The organism is Methylomonas sp. EFPC1, from assembly GCF_016925515.1.
Taxonomy (GTDB): domain Bacteria; phylum Pseudomonadota; class Gammaproteobacteria; order Methylococcales; family Methylomonadaceae; genus Methylomonas; species Methylomonas defluvii.
In genome coordinates, this window is sequence record NZ_CP070494.1 from 1111403 (window position 1) to 1132351 (window position 20949).

Annotated in this window: 21 protein-coding genes and 1 pseudogene; 9 read left to right on the top strand and 13 right to left on the bottom strand. The window is 50.6% G+C overall.

Going from position 1 to position 20949, the window contains the following annotated elements; genetic code table 11:
* Positions 1-10: 10 nt before the first annotated feature.
* From fdhF to JWZ98_RS05300, 3 genes are read right to left on the bottom strand one after another with little or no spacing between them, the layout of a single operon-like run.
* A complete protein-coding gene (gene fdhF / locus JWZ98_RS05290) occupies positions 11-2863 on the bottom strand; it encodes a formate dehydrogenase subunit alpha (RefSeq protein WP_205453539.1) in 2853 nt (950 codons plus the stop codon).
* Between the two features lie 20 nt (positions 2864-2883).
* Entirely contained in the window at positions 2884-4428 is a 1545-nt protein-coding gene (locus tag JWZ98_RS05295) for an NADH-quinone oxidoreductase subunit NuoF (RefSeq protein ID WP_205453540.1), read from the bottom strand.
* The gene (locus JWZ98_RS05300; protein ID WP_205454392.1) at positions 4428-4904 is read right to left on the bottom strand and encodes a formate dehydrogenase subunit gamma; all 477 of its coding nucleotides are present in this window, start codon (positions 4902-4904) and stop codon (positions 4428-4430) included. The genes JWZ98_RS05295 and JWZ98_RS05300 overlap by 1 nt, the downstream gene beginning before the upstream one ends.
* A 240-nt stretch (positions 4905-5144) precedes the next feature.
* Here JWZ98_RS05300 and JWZ98_RS05305 point away from each other — a divergent pair, with 240 nt between their 5' ends.
* Positions 5145-5348: a (2Fe-2S)-binding protein gene (locus JWZ98_RS05305; RefSeq protein WP_084153452.1), complete on the top strand. Its 204-nt coding sequence runs from the start codon at positions 5145-5147 to the stop codon at positions 5346-5348.
* 83 nt (positions 5349-5431) lie between these two features.
* Here JWZ98_RS05305 and JWZ98_RS05310 read toward each other — a convergent pair whose 3' ends face one another.
* The 5 genes from JWZ98_RS05310 to JWZ98_RS05330 are packed head-to-tail and all read right to left on the bottom strand — an operon-like array spanning position 5432 to position 7887.
* Entirely contained in the window at positions 5432-6412 is a 981-nt protein-coding gene (locus JWZ98_RS05310) for a peptidylprolyl isomerase (protein WP_205453541.1), read from the bottom strand.
* Between the two features lie 14 nt (positions 6413-6426).
* Positions 6427-6690, bottom strand: a complete 264-nt coding sequence (locus JWZ98_RS05315) for a BolA family protein (protein ID WP_020482975.1) — start codon at positions 6688-6690, stop codon at positions 6427-6429.
* On the bottom strand, positions 6687-6989 hold the full coding sequence (locus JWZ98_RS05320) for a YciI family protein (RefSeq protein ID WP_033158844.1): 303 nt from the start codon (positions 6987-6989) through the stop codon (positions 6687-6689). Before JWZ98_RS05320 ends, JWZ98_RS05315 begins: the two co-directional genes overlap by 4 nt.
* Complete coding sequence (locus tag JWZ98_RS05325; RefSeq protein WP_033158845.1) at positions 6989-7531, bottom strand: septation protein A; 543 nt, start codon at positions 7529-7531, stop codon at positions 6989-6991. Before JWZ98_RS05325 ends, JWZ98_RS05320 begins: the two co-directional genes overlap by 1 nt.
* A 26-nt stretch (positions 7532-7557) precedes the next feature.
* On the bottom strand, positions 7558-7887 hold the full coding sequence (locus tag JWZ98_RS05330; protein ID WP_205453542.1) for a hypothetical protein: 330 nt from the start codon (positions 7885-7887) through the stop codon (positions 7558-7560).
* Between the two features lie 112 nt (positions 7888-7999).
* Between JWZ98_RS05330 and JWZ98_RS05335 the strand changes: the two genes are divergently transcribed.
* The 4 genes from JWZ98_RS05335 (at position 8000) to JWZ98_RS05350 (ending at position 11723) form a co-directional block, all read left to right on the top strand.
* Entirely contained in the window at positions 8000-8305 is a 306-nt protein-coding gene (locus tag JWZ98_RS05335; RefSeq protein WP_205453543.1) for a DUF1244 domain-containing protein, read from the top strand.
* Positions 8302-9033, top strand: a complete 732-nt coding sequence (locus JWZ98_RS05340) for a class I SAM-dependent methyltransferase (RefSeq protein ID WP_205453544.1) — start codon at positions 8302-8304, stop codon at positions 9031-9033. The genes JWZ98_RS05335 and JWZ98_RS05340 overlap by 4 nt, the downstream gene beginning before the upstream one ends.
* 63 nt (positions 9034-9096) lie before the next feature.
* A complete protein-coding gene (locus JWZ98_RS05345) occupies positions 9097-10821 on the top strand; it encodes an SPOR domain-containing protein (RefSeq protein WP_205453545.1) in 1725 nt (574 codons plus the stop codon).
* A gap of 2 nt (positions 10822-10823) precedes the next feature.
* Positions 10824-11723, top strand: a complete 900-nt coding sequence (locus tag JWZ98_RS05350) for a 5'-nucleotidase (protein ID WP_205453546.1) — start codon at positions 10824-10826, stop codon at positions 11721-11723.
* Here JWZ98_RS05350 and JWZ98_RS05355 read toward each other — a convergent pair.
* Positions 11701-13209 (bottom strand): hypothetical protein, encoded by a 1509-nt coding sequence (locus JWZ98_RS05355; RefSeq protein WP_205453547.1) that lies wholly within the window; start codon positions 13207-13209, stop codon positions 11701-11703. The genes JWZ98_RS05350 and JWZ98_RS05355 overlap by 23 nt on opposite strands.
* Positions 13210-13344: 135 nt before the next feature.
* On the opposite strand from JWZ98_RS05355, the gene lnt reads away from it, so the two are divergent.
* The 3 genes and pseudogenes from lnt (at position 13345) to JWZ98_RS23355 (ending at position 16422) form a co-directional block, all read left to right on the top strand.
* Complete coding sequence (lnt, locus tag JWZ98_RS05360; RefSeq protein ID WP_275899180.1) at positions 13345-14868, top strand: apolipoprotein N-acyltransferase; 1524 nt, start codon at positions 13345-13347, stop codon at positions 14866-14868.
* Positions 14869-15107: 239 nt separating this feature from the next.
* Positions 15108-16196: pseudogene (locus JWZ98_RS05365) on the top strand (alkaline phosphatase); the annotation flags it as partial.
* Between the two features lie 115 nt (positions 16197-16311).
* A complete protein-coding gene (locus JWZ98_RS23355) occupies positions 16312-16422 on the top strand; it encodes an alkaline phosphatase (RefSeq protein WP_275899181.1) in 111 nt (36 codons plus the stop codon).
* 596 nt (positions 16423-17018) lie between these two features.
* Here the strand turns inward: JWZ98_RS23355 and JWZ98_RS23360 are convergent.
* Positions 17019-17147, bottom strand: a complete 129-nt coding sequence (locus tag JWZ98_RS23360) for a hypothetical protein (RefSeq protein WP_275899182.1) — start codon at positions 17145-17147, stop codon at positions 17019-17021.
* Positions 17148-17704: 557 nt separating this feature from the next.
* On the opposite strand from JWZ98_RS23360, the gene JWZ98_RS05370 reads away from it, so the two are divergent.
* Positions 17705-17872 (top strand): hypothetical protein, encoded by a 168-nt coding sequence (locus JWZ98_RS05370; protein WP_205453549.1) that lies wholly within the window; start codon positions 17705-17707, stop codon positions 17870-17872.
* A 103-nt stretch (positions 17873-17975) separates the two neighbouring features.
* On the opposite strand, the gene rimI is transcribed toward JWZ98_RS05370, so the two are convergent.
* Genes rimI through JWZ98_RS05385 form a run of 3 tightly spaced genes read right to left on the bottom strand, consistent with a single transcriptional unit; the run spans position 17976 to position 20899 of the window.
* Positions 17976-18530, bottom strand: a complete 555-nt coding sequence (gene rimI, locus JWZ98_RS05375) for a ribosomal protein S18-alanine N-acetyltransferase (protein WP_205453550.1) — start codon at positions 18528-18530, stop codon at positions 17976-17978.
* 4 nt (positions 18531-18534) lie between these two features.
* Positions 18535-19341 (bottom strand): uracil-DNA glycosylase, encoded by an 807-nt coding sequence (locus tag JWZ98_RS05380; RefSeq protein ID WP_205453551.1) that lies wholly within the window; start codon positions 19339-19341, stop codon positions 18535-18537.
* Positions 19342-19354: 13 nt separating this feature from the next.
* Complete coding sequence (locus JWZ98_RS05385; RefSeq protein ID WP_205453552.1) at positions 19355-20899, bottom strand: 2-isopropylmalate synthase; 1545 nt, start codon at positions 20897-20899, stop codon at positions 19355-19357.
* Positions 20900-20949: the final 50 nt, after the last annotated feature.

The following is a 20949-nucleotide window of genomic DNA, read 5'->3' on the forward strand; positions in this document are numbered from 1 at the left end:
CGGTTGCGGTTTACTCGTTGACCGCGATGCGGTTTTCCAGCAAAGACAACTGATTGTCGGAAAAGTCTTGGTATTCCTGTTGCCATGCCGACGGTTGCGCCACTTTGGCGACATGCACCGCTGTCACCTTGTATTCCGGACAGTTGGTTGCCCAGTCCGAGTTATCCGTGGTTATAACGTTGGCGCCGGAATGCGGGAAATGGAAAGTGGTATAAACCACGCCCGGCTGCATGCGGTCCGTGACCTTGGCGCGCAATACCGTTTCGCCGGAGCGACTTTTCACGCCGCACCAATCGCCATCGCTGATGCCTAAGACTTCGGCATCGTGCGGGTGCAATTCCAGACGGTCTTCTTCATGCCAAGCAACGTTTTCAGTGCGGCGGGTTTGCGCTCCGACGTTGTATTGCGACAAGATTCGGCCGGTTGTCAGTATCAGCGGATACTTGCTGCTGGTGCGTTCTTCGGTTGCAACGTATTCGGTCAGCATGAAACGACCTTTGCCGCGGACGAAGTGATCGGCGTGCATTATCGGTGTACCGTCCGGGGTTTCGTCGTTGCAAGGCCATTGGATGCTGCCCATTTCGTCGATTTTTTCGTAACTGACGCCGGCAAATTGTGGCGTCAGCGCCGCTATTTCATCCATGATTTCCGAAGGATGACTGTAATTCATCGGATAACCCAGCGCGTTGGACAAGTCCTGGGTCACTTCCCAGTCTTCCTTACCGCCCAGTGGGGTCATGACTTTGCGAACTGGTGAAATCCGGCGTTCGGCGTTGGTAAACGTGCCGTTCTTTTCCAGGAACGAGGAGCCCGGTAAAAATACGTGGGCGAATTTGGCCGTTTCGTTCAGGAAAATGTCTTGTACCACCAAGCATTCCAGTTCGCGTAGCGCGTGGTGGACATGCGTTATGTCCGGGTCAGACTGAGCGATGTCTTCGCCTTGTACGTACAAGCCTTTGAAACTGCCGTCGATAGCGGCGGCAAACATATTCGGGATGCGTAAGCCGGGTTCGGATGACAGCGCTACGTTCCAAGCTGTCTCGAACTGAATGCGGGTTTGCGAATCGGAAACATGGCGGTAGCCGACGAACTCGTGCGGGAACGAACCCATATCGCAAGAGCCTTGCACGTTATTTTGTCCGCGCAATGGATTGACGCCGACGCCGTCGCGGCCGATATTGCCGGTAGCCATCGCTAAATTGGCGATACCTATGACGGTCGTCGAGCCTTGGCTATGTTCGGTAACGCCCAAGCCGTAATAGATCGCACCATTACCGCCTGTTGCGTACAAGCGGGCTGCCGCGCGCATGCTCTCGGCAGGCACGCCGGTCAATTCGGCAACGGCTTCAGGTGAATGCTGAGGCAGCGCAACGAAGGTTTTCCATTTGTTAAACGACTCGACATCGCAACGTTCCAACGCAAATTTTTCGTCCGCCAGGCCTTCGGTGACGATGACGTGAGCCAATGCAGTGACAACCGCAACGTTGGTGCCGGGGCGCAGTTTCAGATGATAGTCGGCTTTTACATGCGGGCTATTGCTCACCAAATCAATGCTGCGTGGATCGACCACGATTAGTTTCGCACCTTGGCGTAAGCGGCGTTTCATCATCGAACCGAATACCGGGTGGCCGTCGGTTGGGTTGGCGCCGATTACCATAATCACATCGGACTGCATCACCGAGTCAAAGGTTTGGGTGCCGGATGACTCGCCAAATGTGCTTTTCAATCCGTAGCCGGTCGGTGAGTGGCAAACGCGGGCGCAGGTGTCGACATTGTTGTTACCGAAGCCGGCGCGGATTAATTTTTGCACCAGATAGGTTTCTTCGTTGGTGCAGCGTGACGAGGTGATGCCGCCTATCGAGTCTTTGCCGTATTTGGCTTGAATACCTTTCAATTTGTTGGCGGCAAAACCGATGGCTTCTTCCCAGCTGACTTCGCGCCAAGGATCGGAAATTTTTTCCCGGACCATGGGAGTGGTGATGCGGTCTTTGTGGGTGGCATAACCGAACGCGAAACGACCTTTTACACAAGAGTGACCATGATTGGCTTGGCCGTTTTTGTCAGGCACCATGCGCACCAGTTGTTCGCCTTTCATTTCGGCTTTGAATGAGCAGCCAACCCCGCAATAGGCGCAGGTGGTGATGGTGCTGTGCTCAGGGACGCCGTTGTCGATCACCGATTTTTCCATCAGCGTCGCGGTAGGGCAGGCTTGTACGCAAGCGCCGCAGGATACGCATTCGGATTCCATGAATGGCTGGTTTTGGCCTGGAGAGACTTTGGAGTCGAAGCCGCGACCGTCGATGGTCAACGCGAAGGTGCCTTGCACTTCCTCGCAAGCGCGCACACAACGCGAACAGACGATGCATTTCGCCGGGTCGAAACTGAAATAAGGATTGCTGGTGTCTTTTTCAGAATCCAGATGGTTTTCGCCATCGAAGCCGTAACGGACTTCACGCAAGCCAACTTGACCGACGGTGTCTTGCAGTTCGCAGTCGCCGTTGGCGGCACAGGTCAGACAGTCTAAAGGATGGTCGGAGATATACAGTTCGGCGATGCCGCGTCTGATGCTGGCCAATTTATCGTTCTGGGTACAGACCTTCATGCCTTCGGCGACCGGGGTGGTACAAGATGCTGGATAGCCGCGCGCGCCTTCGACTTGTACCAAGCACATCCGACAAGAGCCGAACGGATCGAGGCTATCGGTAGCGCATAATTTAGGAATGCTGATCCCTGCTTCGGCGGCGGCGCGCATTACGGAACTGCCGGTATTGACAGTGACCTTATGACCGTCGATTTCCAGAGTGACTTGATTTGCAGACGAACTCGCAGGAGTTCCGTAATCTATTTCGTTATTGGCAGACATATTTATCTCCTGGTAATCGATCAGGCTTTGGCGGCTTCGAGGCCAAAGTCTTCAGGGAAATGATTCAGCGCGCTCAACACCGGGAATGGTGTCATGCCGCCCATCGCACACAAAGATCCGTAAGTCATGGTGTCGCATAAATCGCGCAACAACACGGTGTTTTTATCCTTTTGCACGCCGTCGACAATGCGGTCTATTACTTCGACGCCGCGTGTCGATCCGATTCGGCAAGGTGTGCATTTGCCGCAGGATTCTTCTACACAAAATTCCATTGCATAACGGGCCATGTCGGCCATGTTGACAGTGTCGTCATGAACCACGATGCCGCCATGGCCTAATACCGCTGATATTGCCGCGAAGGCTTCGTAATCCAACGGGGTATCGAACTGGCCTTCGTGCAGATAGGCACCCAATGGACCACCCACCTGAACCGCGCGTATCGGCCTGCCGCTGGCGGAGCCGCCGCCGTAATCGTAAAGCAGCTCGCGCAAGGTCATGCCGAAAGCCACTTCAAACAACCCTGGATGTTTGATGTTGCCCGCCAGTTGTAGCGGTAGGGTACCGCGCGAACGGCCCATACCGTAGTTTTTATAATATTCGCCGCCTTTGTCTAGGATCACCGGGATCGAAGCCAGCGAAATGACGTTGTTGACGATGGTGGGTTTGCCGAATAGGCCGACGATAGCGGGAAGCGGCGGCTTAAAACGCACTAATCCGCGTTTGCCTTCCAAGCTTTCCAATAAAGATGTTTCTTCGCCGCAGATATAAGCGCCCGCGCCGCTACGCACTTCCAAGTGGAAGGTTTTGCCGCTACCTTGAATGTTTTCGCCCAGATAGCCGTTTTTGTAGGCGGCTTCGATGGCTTGATTCAGTGCGATTTTGGCGTGCGGATATTCGACGCGCAGATAAATATAACCTTGGGTAGCGCCCACCGCCAAGCCAGCGATAGTCATACCCTCGATCAATACGAAGGGGTCGCCTTCCATGATCATCCGGTCGGAGAAGGTGCCTGAGTCGCCTTCGTCGGCGTTGCAAACTATGTATTTTTGCTCTGCGGGCGCGTTTAACACCGTATTCCATTTGATCCCGGTTGGAAACGCCGCGCCGCCACGACCGCGTAAGCCTGAGTCAGTTACTTGCTTGACGATCTCGGTTGGTTGTAAGGCCAGCGCATTTTTTAAACCTCGGTATCCATGGTGAGCCAAATAGTCGTCGATATTGACTGGGTCGGTTAAGCCAACGCGAGCAAAGGTAAGACGGTTTTGATTTTTGAAATAAGCTATTTCTTCAATGTTGCCTAAATAGAGTGGGTGTTGCTTCCCTTCTAGCAAGCCGGCATCGAGTAAAGATGCCACATCTTCTACTTGCACGGGGCCATAGGCAACTCTGCCCTGGCTGGTTTCGACTTCTACGAGGGTTTCCAGCCAGAACAATCCGCGCGAGCCGTTGCGGACAATTTCTACTGATAGGTTTTTGCTGGAGGCTTGCTCTGCTAAGGCCTTGGCAACTTGCTCCGCACCTAAGGAAAGCGCGGTGGAGTCGCGGGATATGAATACGCGGGTCATTATTTGGCACCTTTATAAGTGGCTAGCAATCGGTCGAATTTTTCGGTTGTGACGCGGCCAATCACCTCGTCGTCTATCGTGATTGATGGCGAGCAAGCGCAGTTACCCAAACAATAAACAGGTTCTAATGAAAAAATTCCGTCGGCTGTTGTTTCGTGAAAGCCGATGCCAAGCTGTTGTTTGGCATGGGTTTCCAATGCTTTACCGTTCATGGCTTGGCATGATTCGGCCCGACAAATCCTTATCGTGTGCTCTCCGGGCGGAGTTTCCCGGAAGTAATGATAAAAACTAATAACCCCGTGGACTTCCGCTTGGGAAAGGTTGAGTGATTTGGCAATGTCTACTACGGCAGCCGGCGGGATGTAGCCCAGTGTGTCCTGAATACCATGCAATATGGGCAGCAGATTACCCGGCATCGCTTGATGAGTATCCAGTATTTCCAACACGGTGGGTTTTTGGGTTTGATAGTCTTGCATCATTGGCTCTGTAATAAATGACGAAAAGGTTATCGTCCTATTTAATCATGAACAAACCCGGGTTTGCAATTCGGGTTCATGCCTCAATCCCGCGTATTTCCTAAGCAAAGCAAGGTAATTGCATCTTCGGACTTTGATTGGTTCCGGAAGTTCGCGTGGAAAAAAAATGTGATGGTGGATGCTTTACTTTTAAATGATAATTGTTATCATTAATGCGCATATGATTTAAGAGAGGGTGTCATGTACGTATGTGTGTGTAAAGCGGTCACCGATAGGCAGGTTAGGCAGGCAATTAGCCAAGGTGTGTGCAATCGCAGGCAACTAATGCAGTGCACGGGGGCGGGCGGTGTATGTGGAAAATGCACAGCCAGTATTAAAGCTTTACTGGATGAAAATACGCAGAATCGGAAGATGCACGCCCGAGTTCAAGTCCAAGCGGCATAGTTATTTAGAAAGCTGAGCTTATAGCAATATAAGACTTGTACTATAAAAAGACAGGGCGGTTGGACCGCCCTGTTGGGTGTGCGTTATTTAGCTGTAGCCGCAGGTTCGGTGGGTTTTACGTCTGCTTTAGGTGCGGCGCTGGCCGGTTCGGCCGGAGTGGTCTCCGCAGTAGGAGCTGGTGCAGCCTGATCAGCTGGCGCTGCTGGTTGAGCCTCTTCTTGCTTTGGCGGTGTCGGCGGCAGCAAGACTTCAACTTTGGCGTTTTTACGCAAATTTTCGATCATGGCTTGCGCTTTTTGGCGCTGTAACATTGGGCGAATTTGTTCTTTGACGGAATCAAATGGCGGTGGTGTCAAAGCTCTGGACTCTTCGCGCAGAATCACGTGCCAGCCAAATTGAGTTTGTACCGGTGTTTTGCTGAATTTGCCGTTCTCCAGTGCAACCACTGCTTCAGAAAATGGCGGGACCATACGGTCTGCGGTAAACCAACCTAAATCGCCACCTTCGGAGCCCATTGGATCGATAGAATGCTTTTTAGCCAGCGCGGTAAAATCCCCGCCTTTTTCCAGTTCTGCAATCAGTTTTTTTGCTTCGTCTTCGGTTTTAACCAAAATATGACGAGCTTTGTATTCGCTGCCCATGTTAGCCATTTTCGAGTCATATTCCGCTTTGATTTCTTCGTCGGTGACCGGATTGGCTTTCAGATAATCTTGTAATGCTGCTTGCGACAGCAAGGAGTTTCTTACGGTTGCCATGCGTTCGATTACTTCCGGCGATTTATCCAGTTGTTTTTGCACCGCTTGTTGAATCAGCAATTCGCGTTGAATCAGTTCTTCCAGTAGCTGTTCTTTGGGGAATGTTTGGCCTTGGCTGCGTTCCGCAATTTCCTTTTCCAAAGTTTCCAAGGTTTTCTTGCTGATATAGGTGCCGTTAACCGAAGCAACCGCGTCCTCTTTGCTGACAGTCGGCGCTGCTGGTGCGGCGGCTTCCTTAGCTTTTTCTTCGAAGCAACCGGGTAACAATACGCTACTGGCTAGTATCAGGGGAATAAGTTTCAGTTTCATCTTAAGAATTTCCTTTAGCTGTTTTCAGAGGGGGTTAAAGCGTTAATGCCCAGGGCATGGATTTCATCCTTCATCATGTCGCCCAAAGCTTGATAAACCAGCTGATGTCTTTGTACCAGGGATTTACCTTCAAATTGAGTGGATATGAGGGTGACATGGAAATGACCGCCGCCTTTGTTGCCGGCGTGACCGGCGTGCGCAGCGCTATGGTCGATGATTTCGATTAATTCTGGCTTAAAAGCTTCTTCCAGCTTTTGTCTGATATGGTCGGCTGTCATTGGGGAAATACTTGTTTGAAAGGTTTAACGGTAACACGAGCATATACGCCCGCGGAGATATATGGATCGGCATCGGCCCAGTCTTGCGCATCCTGCTGACTGGCAAACTCGGCAACAATCAGGCTGCCGCTAAATCCGGCATCGCCGGGGTTATCACTATCTATCGCAGGATGCGGTCCGGCCAAAACCAAGCGGCCTTGGTTTTGTAATGCGGTTAATCGTTCCAGATGCTGTGGGCGGGCGGCCAGGCGTTTACTCAAGCTGTCCGCGACATCTTCGGCAATGACGGCATACAACATTACTCTTTAGCCTCTGGTGCGGGAATAAACTTATACAAGAACACTATTTGTACGGCAATAAAAATAAGCATCAGGCCAGGAACACCGAAAGTTTTAAAACTGACCCAGTCGTCGGTGCTGTAGTTCGCCATTACGTACAAATTTAAACAGCCGACTCCGATAAAAAACATGGACCAGCTCATGTTAAGGCGTTTCCAGATGCGATCAGGCAATTCAAGGTTTGCGCCCATCATGCGTTCTATGAAAGTCTTTTTGCCAACGAATTGGCTGACTAAAAATGCACCGCCGAATAGCCACTCAATTATGGTCAGTTTCCACTTAATGAATTGCTCGTCTTGTAAGTACAACGTTGCTCCACCCATGACCAAAATCAACCCCAGCGTAATCCACTGCATGGTTTCCACTTTACGATATAGCAGCCAATAGCTGATGACCTGCACAACCGTGGCGGCGATTACGACGGCGGTGGCAATGTAAATGTCGTACAGTTTGTAAGCGACAAAAAATAGAACGATTGGGAAAAACTCTAAAAGCGGTTTCATGATTGGTGTTGAAAGATGGGAGGGAGTTAGACGTAAAGATCGATACCGGAAATGATCTCGGCAACCCGGTTTTGAGCGGGTTGATTGCGGTTTTCTGTGTAGGCGTTCAATGCTTTCAAGGTGCGCGAATTATTTGGTTGGTCGTTATTGCTTACGGTCAATCCGTTGTCCGCCAAAGCGGCCTTGATTTGAGCGGTTGACGATGTTTTAGGTAAATCAGGATTCTGCCGAGGTATCCCGGTTTCGTCATTATTAGGCTTTTGCTTTTGTTCAAGATTATTATCCGGCCGTGCGGCTCTCGGCTGGTTATAGCCGACCGGATAAAAAGCCAAGGATGAACTATGTATTGTGTTCACAAAGCGCGATTAGAGCCCAAGTATCAATTACTTCATTGTAGAATCTTTGGCTGCAATTGTACATGAACCTAACGGCTTTGCTGCTAAAATGCCGGTTTTAAAGGAGGATTTCATGATTCAGTCCAATAACGTCGAGTTGGAAGCCGCGGCTTTCAGAAAATTGCTGGTCCATTTGCAACAGCATCCCGAAGTCCAAAATATCGAGCTGATGGTGCTCGCCGATTTCTGCCGGAATTGTCTGGCTAAATGGTATGCAGCCGCGGCGGCCGAACGCAAAATTGACATCAATTACGAACAAGCGCGGGAGATTGTCTATGGTATGCCGTACAGTGAATGGAAAGATAAACATCAACGCGAGGCCACGCCTGAACAACTGGCAGCGTATGACGCAAAGCAAAAATTGAAAGCACAATCATGACAGGCGAAAACCGCTTCGATGCGATGTTCTCCAGCGTGATGGGTCAAGAATATCAAATGTTAAATTTGATCTGCCCATTTGCGACGGAAATGAGTCGCTTGGTCGGTGAAATTGTTGGCAATTACTGTGAGGAGCAAGGCACGCCGCAGGCAGTGGTTGAGCTCGGGGGCGGCACGGGTATTACTACGCTGGCGATCCTGACCGCCGCGGACAACCTTAGTATATTGAGTGTCGATAACGAACCCACCATGCAAAACCAGGCGAAGCAGAGTTTGCGAGATTGGGTTGCCGCGGGCAGATTACGTTTTTCCGGCGAGGATGCGTTGACGGCGTTGCAGGGTTTAGCGAGCAACAGCGTCGATATTTTGGCGTCGGCATACACTTTGCATAATTTCCATAGCGATTACCGGCGGCAAGTGTTGGCAGAAATATATCGGGTATTAAAGCCGGGTGGAAAATTCGTCAACGGCGACCGGTATGCTTTGGATGATATTAGCGCGCATACCCGCAGCATACAGCGAGAGGTTGGCGGCTACTTTAAGGTTTTGACCGAAATCAACCGCTTGGATTTACTCGAACATTGGATAGTCCATCTGTTTAACGACGAGTCGGAAAATCAGGTGATGCGCGAATCCGTCGCGTTGGCGCAGATGGCTGAGGCGGGTTTTCGGGACATCGAATTGCAGCAACGCATGGAGGTCAATGCCTTGGTCACTGCGCTTAAATGATATTTTGTGCTGTTCTACAAATCAGGATTTGCTGAACTGTGTGCAGCTTAAACGAGAAAAAACATGGCTGAATCGACTGCTAGTAAAAATAAAAAAACCTTGGATGCGTTTGCCGATGATCTGGATGCCATGCTTAATATTGGCGACCCCTCCGAACAACAGGTTGGGACGATAGATGATGACGAAGCCATTGATCGTTTGCTGGTGGGCGACGAGACATTCGAGCCGGATGCGCAACAGGAAATCGACGAGTTCGCGGATATCGATGAATTACTGAGTGCGAATGAACCTAAGGCTGCATCAAGTTTGGCAGACGATATTGACGAGTTTGGCGACGATTTGGAGGTTGATTTAGGCATTAATCCCGGACGCGAGCAGCAAGTAGTTGACGATGATTTTGTCGATATCGTCGATGTCGAAAATCAGCAGGCCCCTTTAGAATTGTCGGTTGATGATGTGTTTGAAGAAGTCGCGGAGTTAGAGCGAGTCGGTCAAATCGATGATTTTGCGGAGGATGCCCCGGTGGCCGTGGTGGGTTTGCCGGAAACCGCGGTGGACGACCTGGAAAATATGGCCGAAATAGACGAGTTTTCCGATGACGCTGATCTGGCAGGCGGTAATGCTGATTTTCTAATAGCGGATTTCGACATTTCGGCTGATGACGAGTATGCACCAGCGACAACGCCAATCGTCGATGAATTTGCGGATTTGGAAGAACCCGATAACAACGTCCAACCAAGCGCGCCGGAACCGGAACCAGATTTGGATCAGATATTGGCGGCGGCTGTCAGTGAGCAAGAAAACGAGGAAGAATTAGTCGTTGTCCAGGCTAACGAGCCGGAAACAGCGCCGATTGCCGCAGCGGCCGAACAAGTTCAAGCAAGCCCGGTGCCGCAGGTACAAGTCATCGATCATAGCAGCGAAATTGCCGCTTTGAATCGGAATATCGTCGACCTCAAGAAGCATCAGCAGCAGATGCGCCACGATTTAACCGAGGCGGCGGGTAAAAATGAGCTGCTGGGTTGTCTGGATAGTCTGGAAAGCGTGCAGACCGAACAGAAGAAAACCAAACGGGCCGTGGAGGCCTTGGCGGCGAAAAAACCGGTAGCTGCCTATGTGGCGAACGGCATCGCGGTGGCGGCGCTGCTGATTGGCACTGGGTTAGGCATACAAGGCATGATTGCCAAGTCGCAAGTCGGCGAGTTGGTGACTATTATCGGGAAATTGCAGGAACAAGTGAATGCCGCGCCCACCAGCGATGCCGCGGACAAGGAAATGTTGCGCAAACAGCTGGATGAATTGACGGTCAGCAATGGTGTGATGGCCACTCAGATCGCTGAATTAAGTAAGGCTGGGCATGCTGACCCTGGTGCGGCAAAGGCCAACGGTGATCAAGCCAAGCCTTCTGCCGAAATCAGCAGCCAGATCATGCAAATAGGCGCAACCATAGAAGCCTTGCAAAACAAGGTGAGCGCCTTGGAAAAAGGTCGAGCGCAAGCTGCCGCGCCGGCCCCTAAACCGGAGAAGAAAAAGCCGGAACCGGTGGAAGAAAATTGGGCGGTCAATTTAATTGCGTTTAAACAGGATTGGTACGCCAAGAGTAAAGCCCAAGAATTCGCGGGCAAGGGCGTCCCTGCCAAGGTAGTCAAAACCGAATCCAAGGGCGAGAACTGGTATCGTCTGTTTGTGGACGGTTTCAAAACGCAATATGAAGCGGCGGCGTACGCGGCGAAAATCAAGAAAACCCTCAATCTCGATTCGGTGTGGGTTACCCGCAATAAAGATTAATCATGGATAATCAGAAACTGGTAGTTGCAGTATCGTCCAGGGCCTTATTCAATCTCGATGAATCGCATGCGATTTTCGAAACTGAGGGCAAGGAAGCCTTTTGTCGTTATCAGATTGAGCACGAAAATGAAATTCTGCCGCCGGGTTTCGGGTTTTCCTTGGTCAAGAAATTTTTAGATATCAACAAAGCTTTTCCCGGGGCGCCGCTGGTGGAGATTATCCTGCTGTCGCAAAATAGCGCGGATACCGGCCTGCGTATCTTTAATTCAATCAACCACTACGATTTGGCGATTAGTCGGGCGGCGTTTACCAGCGGCGTATCCCCTTACGAATATATCCCGGCCTTCGGTGCGCATTTGTTTCTATCCGCCAATGGTGAGGATGTCAGAAAGGCCTTGGCTGCGGGCTATGCCGCCGCAACCATTGTCTCCGGCGCGGTAGCCAATCCGTCTCCGCAATTGCGGATTGCGTTTGATGGGGACGCGGTGCTGTTTTCCGACGAATCCGAGCGTATTTATCAGCAACACGGTTTGGCGGCTTTTGCGGCCAACGAGCGCAACGAAGCGCATAAGCCTTTATCGGACGGGCCATTGAAAGAGTTTTTAAGTGCTTTGCACCGCATTCAAACCCATTTCGATCAAGATTTGTCGCCAATTCGCACGGCATTGGTCACCGCACGCGCCGCGCCCGCGCACGAGCGGGTCGTCAGAACCTTGCGTGCTTGGGGAATCAGGATAGATGAAGCCTTATTTTTAGGCGGCATGCCCAAGGGGGCGTTTTTAAAAGCGTTCGGGGCCGATATTTTCTTCGATGATCAAAAAGGCCATTGCGATTCCGCGGAGTCCCATCAAATTGCAGCAGCCCACGTCCCGCATGGCGTCACAAATCAACACCGGCCTTGAAGCGCACTAACCAGGGAGTACTTTCCACGCAAGCTTTCAAATACAAGGTGTTGCCGTATAGCAGTTTGATTTTACTGCCTACCGCGTATTTGCCGTTGGCTAACAACACTTCAGGTTGAGTGGTTTCCATCCCGATGACTATCGCTTTCTGGCTGTTACTGTCACCGGCATTTTCGATATCGTGGATGGTAATGTTGCCGATTATGGGTTCCAGCAAAATTAGTGTCACATCTTCATAGAGCGTTTGCTGGCGAACTATCACCAGTTTGGCGGGTTGCTGCTCCCGGCAAAGTAAGCCAATATCGCCGGTTGAACAATTGGGTGCGGGGCTTTCCGCTACCAGAAATTGTTTACTGACATTGCGTAACAGGCTCAGACTGGTGCCATGCTCTGGAAAACTGATCAGCGAAGAATTTAACGGTTTGTAGAAACTTTTTTCATGCTCCAACGGCACTAGAGACATATCGCGAGCCAGGGATCTTCCGCGCGATAACTGCGAGCTCAGGTTCATGATTTTCGATAATTTTTCTTCACCTTGTAGATGGGCGCTAACCGCAACGAAGCCCTCGAGTAAGTGTGCCGGCATCGGCGGGCCGATGGCCACCGATGCGAAAATATTGCTGTATCCCGTCAAATGCAAGGCCAGTTTGGTTTGCATGTTTGAATTCAGTTCGGTCTCGATTTCGCCAAGTTGCAAGGCATGGCCGAAGTTCTGGCAACTGATGTACACCGAGCCGCGTGGCAATGTGCTGTTAGTACGCGGCATAGGGCTTGGTTCACTGCCCAGATTCCAAATAAAACGGCAATCCGGATTGGGTGTTTTGCTGATCTCCAGGCGATCCTGATGCCGACTGACCAACTGAAATAATTGACTGATTTCAGTTGTTGAATATTGGTTGGGTTTACTGAGTGCAAACAATACGTTGCGCTTGATGACTGCTTCAATGGTGCTTTGTAACTTGAATTCCTGCGGTTTGGACGAGACTGGCTTTTTTAGCAGTTGCAGTTCGCCGGCTATGGTGTAAAGCAGGCCGCTCTTTTTCCACAAGGTCGTGGACGGCATTTCGTAAAACAGCGCCGTGCTGCGCAGACAATACCCCGCGAGCTGCAAGGCATAAAATATCGCTTGTTGGGTCAGCGATGTATCGAGTTGTTTGGTCTCGACCGTGCGGCAAAAAGCCAGGCTCAAATGTCTGAGTAACTGGATGGCTAGTTTCGCAATTTTCAGCGCTTTGCTGTTGGTGGCAATGTCTGTTTCGGAACGCGCCGCGTTGGTCAAGCCATTGGATAAATGCAATGTCAGCGGGGTTAAGTTTACGAGTATCGGCAATACGTTTGCGGCTGTGCCGTTAAAGCGACTCAGTTGTTTAAGGACCAGATTCAACTGGTTTGCCGCGTTCGCCGCGGGTAGCGCGCTTAGTGAATTAATCCATCCGCCGAGGGATTCCGTTGACAGCTCAAAAGGCAGTGATGCGTTATCGGTCATGTACTTGCGAGTTAAGATGTGTTGAAAACATAAACTCAGTTTAGTTCAGATTGACGGCTATAGGCAGTTGCCGATTTTACGAAACCTCGGCAGCTGCATAAAATGCCGATTCCATCGAATAAACACAGCAGAGTAATGAAGCGAATATTGAATTATAAATGGGAACTTGCCGCCCCCGTTTTTGGAGCATTGCTCACCATGGCCTTTGCGCCATACGATTATGCTTACGTCGCAATCGGCGCTTTAGCTTTTATTTACTGGATTTGGCAGCGGCAGGCGCCGAACAGGGCTGCTCTTAGTGGTTATTTGTTCGGTTTGGGCTTGTTCGGATCGGGGATTTGGTGGACGTATATCAGTATTCACGATTTCGGCGGCGGCGACCCGTATAGCTCGATAGCGTTGACGGCTCTGCTGGTAGCGGTTTGGGCCTTATTTCCGGGCTTAACCGGCTGGTTTATCGCCAAAGCCTCAATCTTTTCCGGGGTTTGGCTACGCATAATAGCTGCCGCTATTGCTTGGGTAGCCGTCGAGTATTTCCGCGGTTATTGGTTGTTGAACGGTTTTCCGTGGCTGCAAATCGCTTACAGTCAACTATCTACGCCGTTGGCCGGTTACGCTCCACTGGCCGGGGTTTATGGGGTCGGGTTTTTGTTGGCGGTATCGGCTTTTTCCTTAGTCGAATCAGTGCGTGGCAAATTGCCGGCTTTGCCGGGGCTGTTGGTTTTGGGGGTGATTTGGGCAGGCGGTGGCTATTTGCAAACGGTGTCGTGGACTCAAGCCGTCGGCGCGCCGATCAAGGTAACCTTGGTACAAGGCAATATCGGCCAGGATCAGAAGTGGCAGAAAAATCAGAAACTCAACACACTCAGGCTATATCAGGAACTTACCGAACAGCATTGGGATTCCGATGTGATTATCTGGCCGGAAACTTCGATTCCGGCCTTTCTGTCGCAAGTGAAAGAATTCTACATCGATCCGCTACAAACTGCCGCGCAAGCGCATGGGGTTGACTTGGTGGTTGGGCTACCCAGTAGCGGGCAGGGTAAGGATTATTACAACAGCGTCATGACCTTAGGCGAAAAACAAGCCCTGTATCATAAAAATCACTTACTGCCATTTGGCGAATATTTACCGCTTCAGCCTTTATCGGGTTGGGTATTGGATAAATTGCAAATACCGCTGGGCGATTTCGCGGCCGGTAGCGACCGGCAAACGTTGTTGACGGCGGGCGGTCATGCGTTTGTCACCACGATCTGTTATGAAGATGCCTTCGGCGAATTGGTTGCCAGGCAAGTGGCGGATGCAGCGTATATCGTCAATATGACTAACGATGCTTGGTTTGGCGATTCCTCACAGCCGCATCAACACATGCAAATAGCGCAAATGCGGGCGCTGGAAACCGGCCGCTATCTGGTTCGCGCGACTAATACCGGTGTGACCGGTTTTGTTGGTCCGGACGGCGTATTACTTAAGCAAGCGCCTTTGTTTACCACTACTACTCTAACCGACTATATAGTGCCGATGCGTGGTCTTACGCCTTACGTCATCTTGGGTGACAAAGGTGTCTTCGGGGTGTTGGCGGTATTGCTGCTGGTGACGTATGTCAGGCATCGCAGATTCGATGTGGGTATTGCCAAACAAGGCGTTGAAGCCGTTTAGAAATGTGGTGCTTGATTTAGAAACATCCCTCATCAAAAGCTCTTATGATCCTCAAGCACTGTAAATCCGCAATTCTGATAAGCACACTGAGCTTGGCGGCCGGGACATCCCAGGCTGAACCGGTTTTGGAAACGCCGGCATTCTGGTTGGAATCGGGGCAAAACCGTATCAAGGCGGCTGAGCAACTGGAAGCTAATCGAGCATTCGCCAAAAACGTCATTCTGTTCATTGGTGACGGTATGGGCATCTCGACTATTACCGCCGCGCGTATTCTGGAGGGTCAGCGCAAACCGGGCAATCGCGGTGGCGAGGAAAATTCGCTAAGTTTCGAAACAGCTCCCTATGTGGCGTTATCGAAAACTTATAGTGCCAATCAACAAACTCCGGATTCTGCGCCGACCATGTCAGCGATTATTACCGGTGTAAAAACCAACGATGGTGAATTGTCGGTCGGTATGCAGGCGGCTCGCCAAGAGAGAAGTGCGGAAGTGGTGAATACCTACAAGGTGAAAACCTTACTCGAACAAGCCGAGGAAAAAGGCTTATCAACTGGCGTGGTCTCTACTGCCCGAGTTACTCACGCCACGCCGGCTGCTTGTTACGCTCACACCTCCGAGCGCGATTGGGAGTCCGATGCGCAAGTTCCAGCGGGCGCCACGGTTAGCGATATTGCCAAACAATTACTGGATTTCGATTACGGCAACGGCCTGGAAGTGGCTTTGGGTGGCGGGCGTAGCATGTTTTTGCCTGAAACGACACAGGATCCGGAAGATAGTGACAAGTTTGGTAGCCGCAAAGACGGTGTTGATTTGACTCAGCGTTGGCTAGCCCAATATCCGCAATCGGCTTACGTTTATAACAAAGCCGGCTTCGACGCCATAGACTCCAAGCAAACCGAGCATTTGCTGGGGCTGTTCGAGCGTTCGCATATGGAATACGAGCATGATCGGTTTGGTGACAAAGGTGGCGAGCCGTCTTTGACCGAGATGACCGAAAAAGCCATAGAGATATTGTCGAAAAATAAAAAAGGCTATTTGCTGATGGTGGAAGCGGGCCGTATCGATCATGCCCATCATGCCGGAAATGCTTACAGAGCCTTGACGGAAACAGTGGAACTATCCAATGCGGTTCGCAAGGCGTTGGAAAAAACCAATCCTCAGGATACGTTAATCATAGTTACCGCCGATCATAGCCACACCTTTACCATCGCCGGCTATCCGCAACGCGGTAATCCTATTTTGGGCTTGGTCAAGCAAGCTGGCGAGAAGGGATTTGCCAAGGACAGTAACGGATTGCCTTACGCGACGTTGGGATACGCCAACGGTCCGGGTTATCGAGGTCAAAAAGGCCGCCCCGATCTAAGCGCCGTCGATACCACGCATCCCGATTTTTCTGCAGGAAGCCGTTGTACCGCTAGGCAGCGAAACGCACGGCGCCGAAGATGTGGCCATTTTCGCGTTCGGTCCCAAAGCGCATTTATTTCATGGCGTACAAGAGCAAAGTTACATCTATCAAGTGATGGCGCATGCCTTGAAGTTTAAAGCCGGGCGGTAAAATCTCACCAATCGTGAGCGCAGGATTTTCAGCATAAAGATAAGGCATTAGACCGTGTACTTGTATTAAGCGTACGAGCCAAACTATACCGGCAAATTTAAAAATTCATGGCAAATTAGCGCGTGGCCGGATTTGCTCGGGCCACTAATAATGCAATCTTAATTTACACATAATCTAGATTTAAGGAAGTCTGAATAAAGTACCGACATACAAATCTAGCTTAGACGGTTATAAGGAAAAATTATGGACAATTTAAAAGCGATACCAATAACCAGCAATATAGACGGCAATTATTGCGACCACTCTAACTTGACCATGGAAATCGCCTACGGGTCGCCAACCGGGAGCTTTATCTGTAAGGAATGCGGGCGACTGTTATCTAAATCGACGCCCCGACAGCCGGCATTTGTGCCAAGTAGCGTGCCAATAAAAACCATGCCGCCTTCAAGATTACCCGTATTTATAGTTTAGATATGTGCACGAGAAAACCACGAATACAAAAAAGCCGGGTATTGTTCCCGGCTCTGCTTGTCTAATTGACAATTTAATGCATTCTTGAAAACTAAAGATATCGGTCTGACTGCTATTAAATAAAATTATCTTCCTATCTCAACGTCACGCCATGCCTCAACGGCGAGTTCCGCCAATTCTTTGATTATTCCAAGTATGAATAACGCAAGACCATAAGTAAGTCCGGCGAGTATCAGTACTGCAAGTATTTTCATAAGACCTCCCAAAAGCTATCGGCTGGACCGATTCTGCCACCTTTTTGCTAAAACTCAACAGCGTGTTGCTCACTCTCGTAGATGGCGTGCTTCCGAAAAATTGGACAAAATCATCCAAAACAAACCCTTGGTTCGCTTTCTTAAAGTCAATTAAATTTTACAAAGTTATTCATTTGAACTGCCATAGCTTGGTGGTGGCGCTATGTTTGTGTAATCAAACGATCTCGTCATCAGCCTAACAGATTAGCTTTTGGCTTTGGCGCGTCGACGTATGGGGCAAAGATAAGCGATCTTTTGCGTTACTGACCAAAAATGTCAGGTAACTGTCACTTATGGCAATACTGCGCTGAAAAAAATAGTCTTATTTACGCAGATCCTTCGAGCAGGCGAAGGCCATTCCGTTGCCAGAAAATGGTGTGATATTTGCTTTGTACCTCTTGCCGAATGTTAGCAACCTACATTTTCGGTACGACTAGTTACTTTTCTGAGCAGTATTTGTAAGCTAACGAATTCAATTGCTTGTGGGGATTAGACAAGCTTCAAATAAGGGAATTACGATGAAAACTAAATTCGGTAAATCCAACTCGCTTAAAACTCGTGATGCTGGTTTTCAAGCAAATCCAATATATCTTTACGAAATTGACCTCAGAGTCCAAACGGCAAATTGGTTGAAGCAAGAGACTCAGCAATTGAAAAATAGATTGAAAAAATATCCGGCTGTATAACTTGTTAAACGCCCAATGTACGGCTCTAATCGGATCGGTTACCGTTTCCGAGGAATAGTGTTGGCGGGATAATTTAGGCCGACAGTGAGTCTACATAACCCGGCTAGAGCATAGGCACCAGATCCAACTCAAACATAATCGCGTCCTCGCGACCGTTTTTGGCTGGATAATAATTCTTACGGGTGCCGATTTCGCGAAAACCGGTTTTTCGATACAAATTGATGGCTCCAGGATTACTGGGGCGCACCTCAAGGAATATTTTCTCAGCGCGGGGCCGGGCGTATTCGATTAAGTGTTCCAACATTTTGCGGCCGGCTCCCTGGCGTTGAAAGGTGGGGTTGACGCTGATGTTCATAATATGAGCTTCGCCAGCGGCTACATTGATGATGCAATAGCCTACTATGTTGTCATCTGGCGCCTCGCACACCCAACTGGTGTAAGTCATGGTGCGGAAACAATCTTTAAATATCCCTTCCGACCACGGAAATTCGTAATTTAACTCTTCTATCTTCAAGACGCTGGTTAAATCAGCATGATCCATTTTGCGCATCCGCATTAAGTCTTTGCTATCTACCGAGTCTGGAAACACCTTGGCGTAAAACTCGCGGTCCGCGTCGTAAATCACTGCATCTTTCAGTTTATGTAACAGTTTCCACATGGTTTTATTTTTCTAGTTTTTGATAGACCGACAGCGCAAACTGCAAGTCGCTCCAGGCCTTTGCCTTTTCCAGTAGCGAGCGCAATAGGTAAGCCGGGTGATGAATGACAATCAGCGGAATATCGTGTAATTGGTGTTGAACGCCGCGTAATTTTGCCAGAGATTGTTGGGTGGTTAGCAAGCTTTGCGCAGCAATCCGGCCTACCGCCAAAATTATTTTCGGTTGTATCAATTCGATTTGCTGCTGCAGAAAGCGATTGCAGGCGGCGACTTCTTCGGCTTGCGGATCACGGTTATTCGGCGGCCGGCATTTCAATATATTGGCTATATAGACTTCTTCCCGCTTTAAACCTATCGCCCGCAACATTTCGGTTAATAATTGGCCGGCTTTGCCGACGAACGGTTCGCCTTGTAAATCTTCATTCTGCCCAGGCGCCTCACCAATCAGCATCCAGCTTGCTTGTTTGTTGCCGACACCGAATACGGTTTGGGTGCGGGTTTTACACAGCGAGCAGGCTTGGCATAAAGAAACCTCGTGCTGCAAGTCTCTCCATATTTGATCGTTGGCGTGGGATGATGGCGACGAAGCGGAATGTCGCGGAAATTCGATATTAACGGTTTCGATGACGCTTGATACCGTTTGCTCGGAAGGCTCAACTTCGTGGGCTGCAAAGGGGGTAGCCGGTACTACGTGTTCGATTGGACTTTCGCAATCAACGGCCGCTTGCGGAACTGCGATGGGTAGACGCCTAGGTGTCCAGACGTCAATGCCCATCGCCTCCAAGTACTGCAAGCGGGTCGCGTTATCCATGGCGGCTCAAAAATCAGACATCGCCTTTTTGCGGATGCTGACGTTGGTCGGGCGTTTGCAGTTTGTTAACCGCGTTAATGTAAGCCTTGGCCGAGGCGATCACGATGTCGGTGTCGGCGCCGGAGCCGTTAACGATACGGCCGGCATTTTCCAGTCGGACGGTGACTTCACCCTGAGCATCCGTGCCGGTGGTGATGTTGTTAACCGAGTACAACGCCAAAGTCGCGCCGGTTTTTACCAAACTTTCGATGGCTTTCAGGCTGGCATCCACCGCACCACCGCCTTGCCCGCTGCCGGTGACTTCCTTGCCGTCGACACGTATCGTGACGGTGGCGTTAGGGACTTCGCCGGTTTCGGAACAGACTTTTAAGGCCACCAATTTGATATGTTCGTCTTCCGCTTCGAAGCCTTGCTCGGAAATTAAGGCCTGCAAGTCTTCGTCGAAAATATCGTGCTTTTTGTCGGCCAGTTGTTTGAAGCGGAAAAAGGCATCGTTCAAATCGGCTTCGCCGGCAAAGTCCACGCCCAGCGCTGCCATTCGGGTTTTGAAGGCGTTGCGGCCGGAATGTTTGCCGAGCACCATTCGATTGGTGGTCCAGCCTACATCTTCGGCGCGCATGATTTCGTAAGTCTCGCGGTTTTTCAATACGCCGTCTTGATGAATCCCGGATTCGTGGGCAAAAGCATTGGCGCCGACGATGGCCTTGTTAGGCTGCACCGGAAAGCCGGTGATGGATGACACCAGTTTCGAGCATGTGACAATCTCGCGCGCGTCCAAGCCGGTATCGCAGCCGAAGAAATCCTGGCGGGTGCGCACCGCCATCACCACTTCCTCCAAAGAGGCATTGCCCGCGCGTTCGCCCAAACCGTTGATCGTGCATTCTACCTGCCGCGCGCCGTTCATCACCGCCGACAAGGAGTTGGCAACCGCCAAGCCCAAATCATTGTGGCAATGTACTGAGAAGATAGCCTTGTCGGAATTGGGGATGCGCTTGATCAAATTGGCGATAGTCGCACCGAATTGCTGAGGCATGCTATAGCCGACCGTGTCCGGGATATTAAGCGTCGTCGCACCGGCATCGATCACTGCTTCCAGGATTCGGCACAAGAAATCTTCTTCCGAACGACCGGCATCTTCCGGGGAGAATTCGACGTTATCGGTGTACTGGCGGGCGCGCTTTACTGCCCGAACTGCGTATTCGATGACCTGATCCGGCTGCATATTCAACTTCTTTTGCATATGGATCGGCGAAGTCGCGATAAAGGTATGGATGCGCGAGCTGTTTGCGCCTTTCAAGGCTTCGCCAGCCCGGTCGATGTCTTTGTCCAGCGCCCGCGCCAAACCGCAAACTGTGCTGTCTTTAATCGCATCGGCGACCGCTTGCACTGCTTCGAAATCGCCTTGGCTGGCTGCCGGGAAACCCGCTTCGATGACATCGACTTTCATGCGCTCCAGAGCTCGGGCAATGCGGACTTTTTCATCGCGGGTCATTGAGGCGCCTGGGCTTTGCTCACCATCGCGCAAAGTTGTGTCGAATATAATTAATTTATCTTTCATGAGAACTCCGTTCATGAAATGTTCGGCGCTGAGGCCGAGGAACAGAAAAG

Bases quoted from the DNA above. Each gene is read 5' to 3' on its own strand.
- fdhF (WP_205453539.1), bottom strand. From the start codon at position 2,863: ATGTCTGCCAATAACGAAATAGATTACGGAACTCCTGCGAGTTCGTCT.
- JWZ98_RS05295 (WP_205453540.1), bottom strand. From the start codon at position 4,428: ATGACCCGCGTATTCATATCCCGCGACTCCACCGCGCTTTCCTTAGGT.
- JWZ98_RS05300 (WP_205454392.1), bottom strand. From the start codon at position 4,904: ATGCAAGACTATCAAACCCAAAAACCCACCGTGTTGGAAATACTGGAT.
- JWZ98_RS05305 (WP_084153452.1), top strand. From the start codon at position 5,145: ATGTACGTATGTGTGTGTAAAGCGGTCACCGATAGGCAGGTTAGGCAG.
- JWZ98_RS05310 (WP_205453541.1), bottom strand. From the start codon at position 6,412: ATGAAACTGAAACTTATTCCCCTGATACTAGCCAGTAGCGTATTGTTA.
- JWZ98_RS05315 (WP_020482975.1), bottom strand. From the start codon at position 6,690: ATGACAGCCGACCATATCAGACAAAAGCTGGAAGAAGCTTTTAAGCCA.
- JWZ98_RS05320 (WP_033158844.1), bottom strand. From the start codon at position 6,989: ATGTTGTATGCCGTCATTGCCGAAGATGTCGCGGACAGCTTGAGTAAA.
- JWZ98_RS05325 (WP_033158845.1), bottom strand. From the start codon at position 7,531: ATGAAACCGCTTTTAGAGTTTTTCCCAATCGTTCTATTTTTTGTCGCT.
- JWZ98_RS05335 (WP_205453543.1), top strand. From the start codon at position 8,000: ATGATTCAGTCCAATAACGTCGAGTTGGAAGCCGCGGCTTTCAGAAAA.
- JWZ98_RS05340 (WP_205453544.1), top strand. From the start codon at position 8,302: ATGACAGGCGAAAACCGCTTCGATGCGATGTTCTCCAGCGTGATGGGT.
- JWZ98_RS05345 (WP_205453545.1), top strand. From the start codon at position 9,097: ATGGCTGAATCGACTGCTAGTAAAAATAAAAAAACCTTGGATGCGTTT.
- JWZ98_RS05350 (WP_205453546.1), top strand. From the start codon at position 10,824: ATGGATAATCAGAAACTGGTAGTTGCAGTATCGTCCAGGGCCTTATTC.
- JWZ98_RS05355 (WP_205453547.1), bottom strand. From the start codon at position 13,209: ATGACCGATAACGCATCACTGCCTTTTGAGCTGTCAACGGAATCCCTC.
- lnt (WP_275899180.1), top strand. From the start codon at position 13,345: ATGAAGCGAATATTGAATTATAAATGGGAACTTGCCGCCCCCGTTTTT.
- JWZ98_RS23360 (WP_275899182.1), bottom strand. From the start codon at position 17,147: ATGAAAATACTTGCAGTACTGATACTCGCCGGACTTACTTATGGTCTT.
- JWZ98_RS05370 (WP_205453549.1), top strand. From the start codon at position 17,705: ATGAAAACTAAATTCGGTAAATCCAACTCGCTTAAAACTCGTGATGCT.
- rimI (WP_205453550.1), bottom strand. From the start codon at position 18,530: ATGTGGAAACTGTTACATAAACTGAAAGATGCAGTGATTTACGACGCG.
- JWZ98_RS05380 (WP_205453551.1), bottom strand. From the start codon at position 19,341: ATGGATAACGCGACCCGCTTGCAGTACTTGGAGGCGATGGGCATTGAC.
- JWZ98_RS05385 (WP_205453552.1), bottom strand. From the start codon at position 20,899: ATGAAAGATAAATTAATTATATTCGACACAACTTTGCGCGATGGTGAG.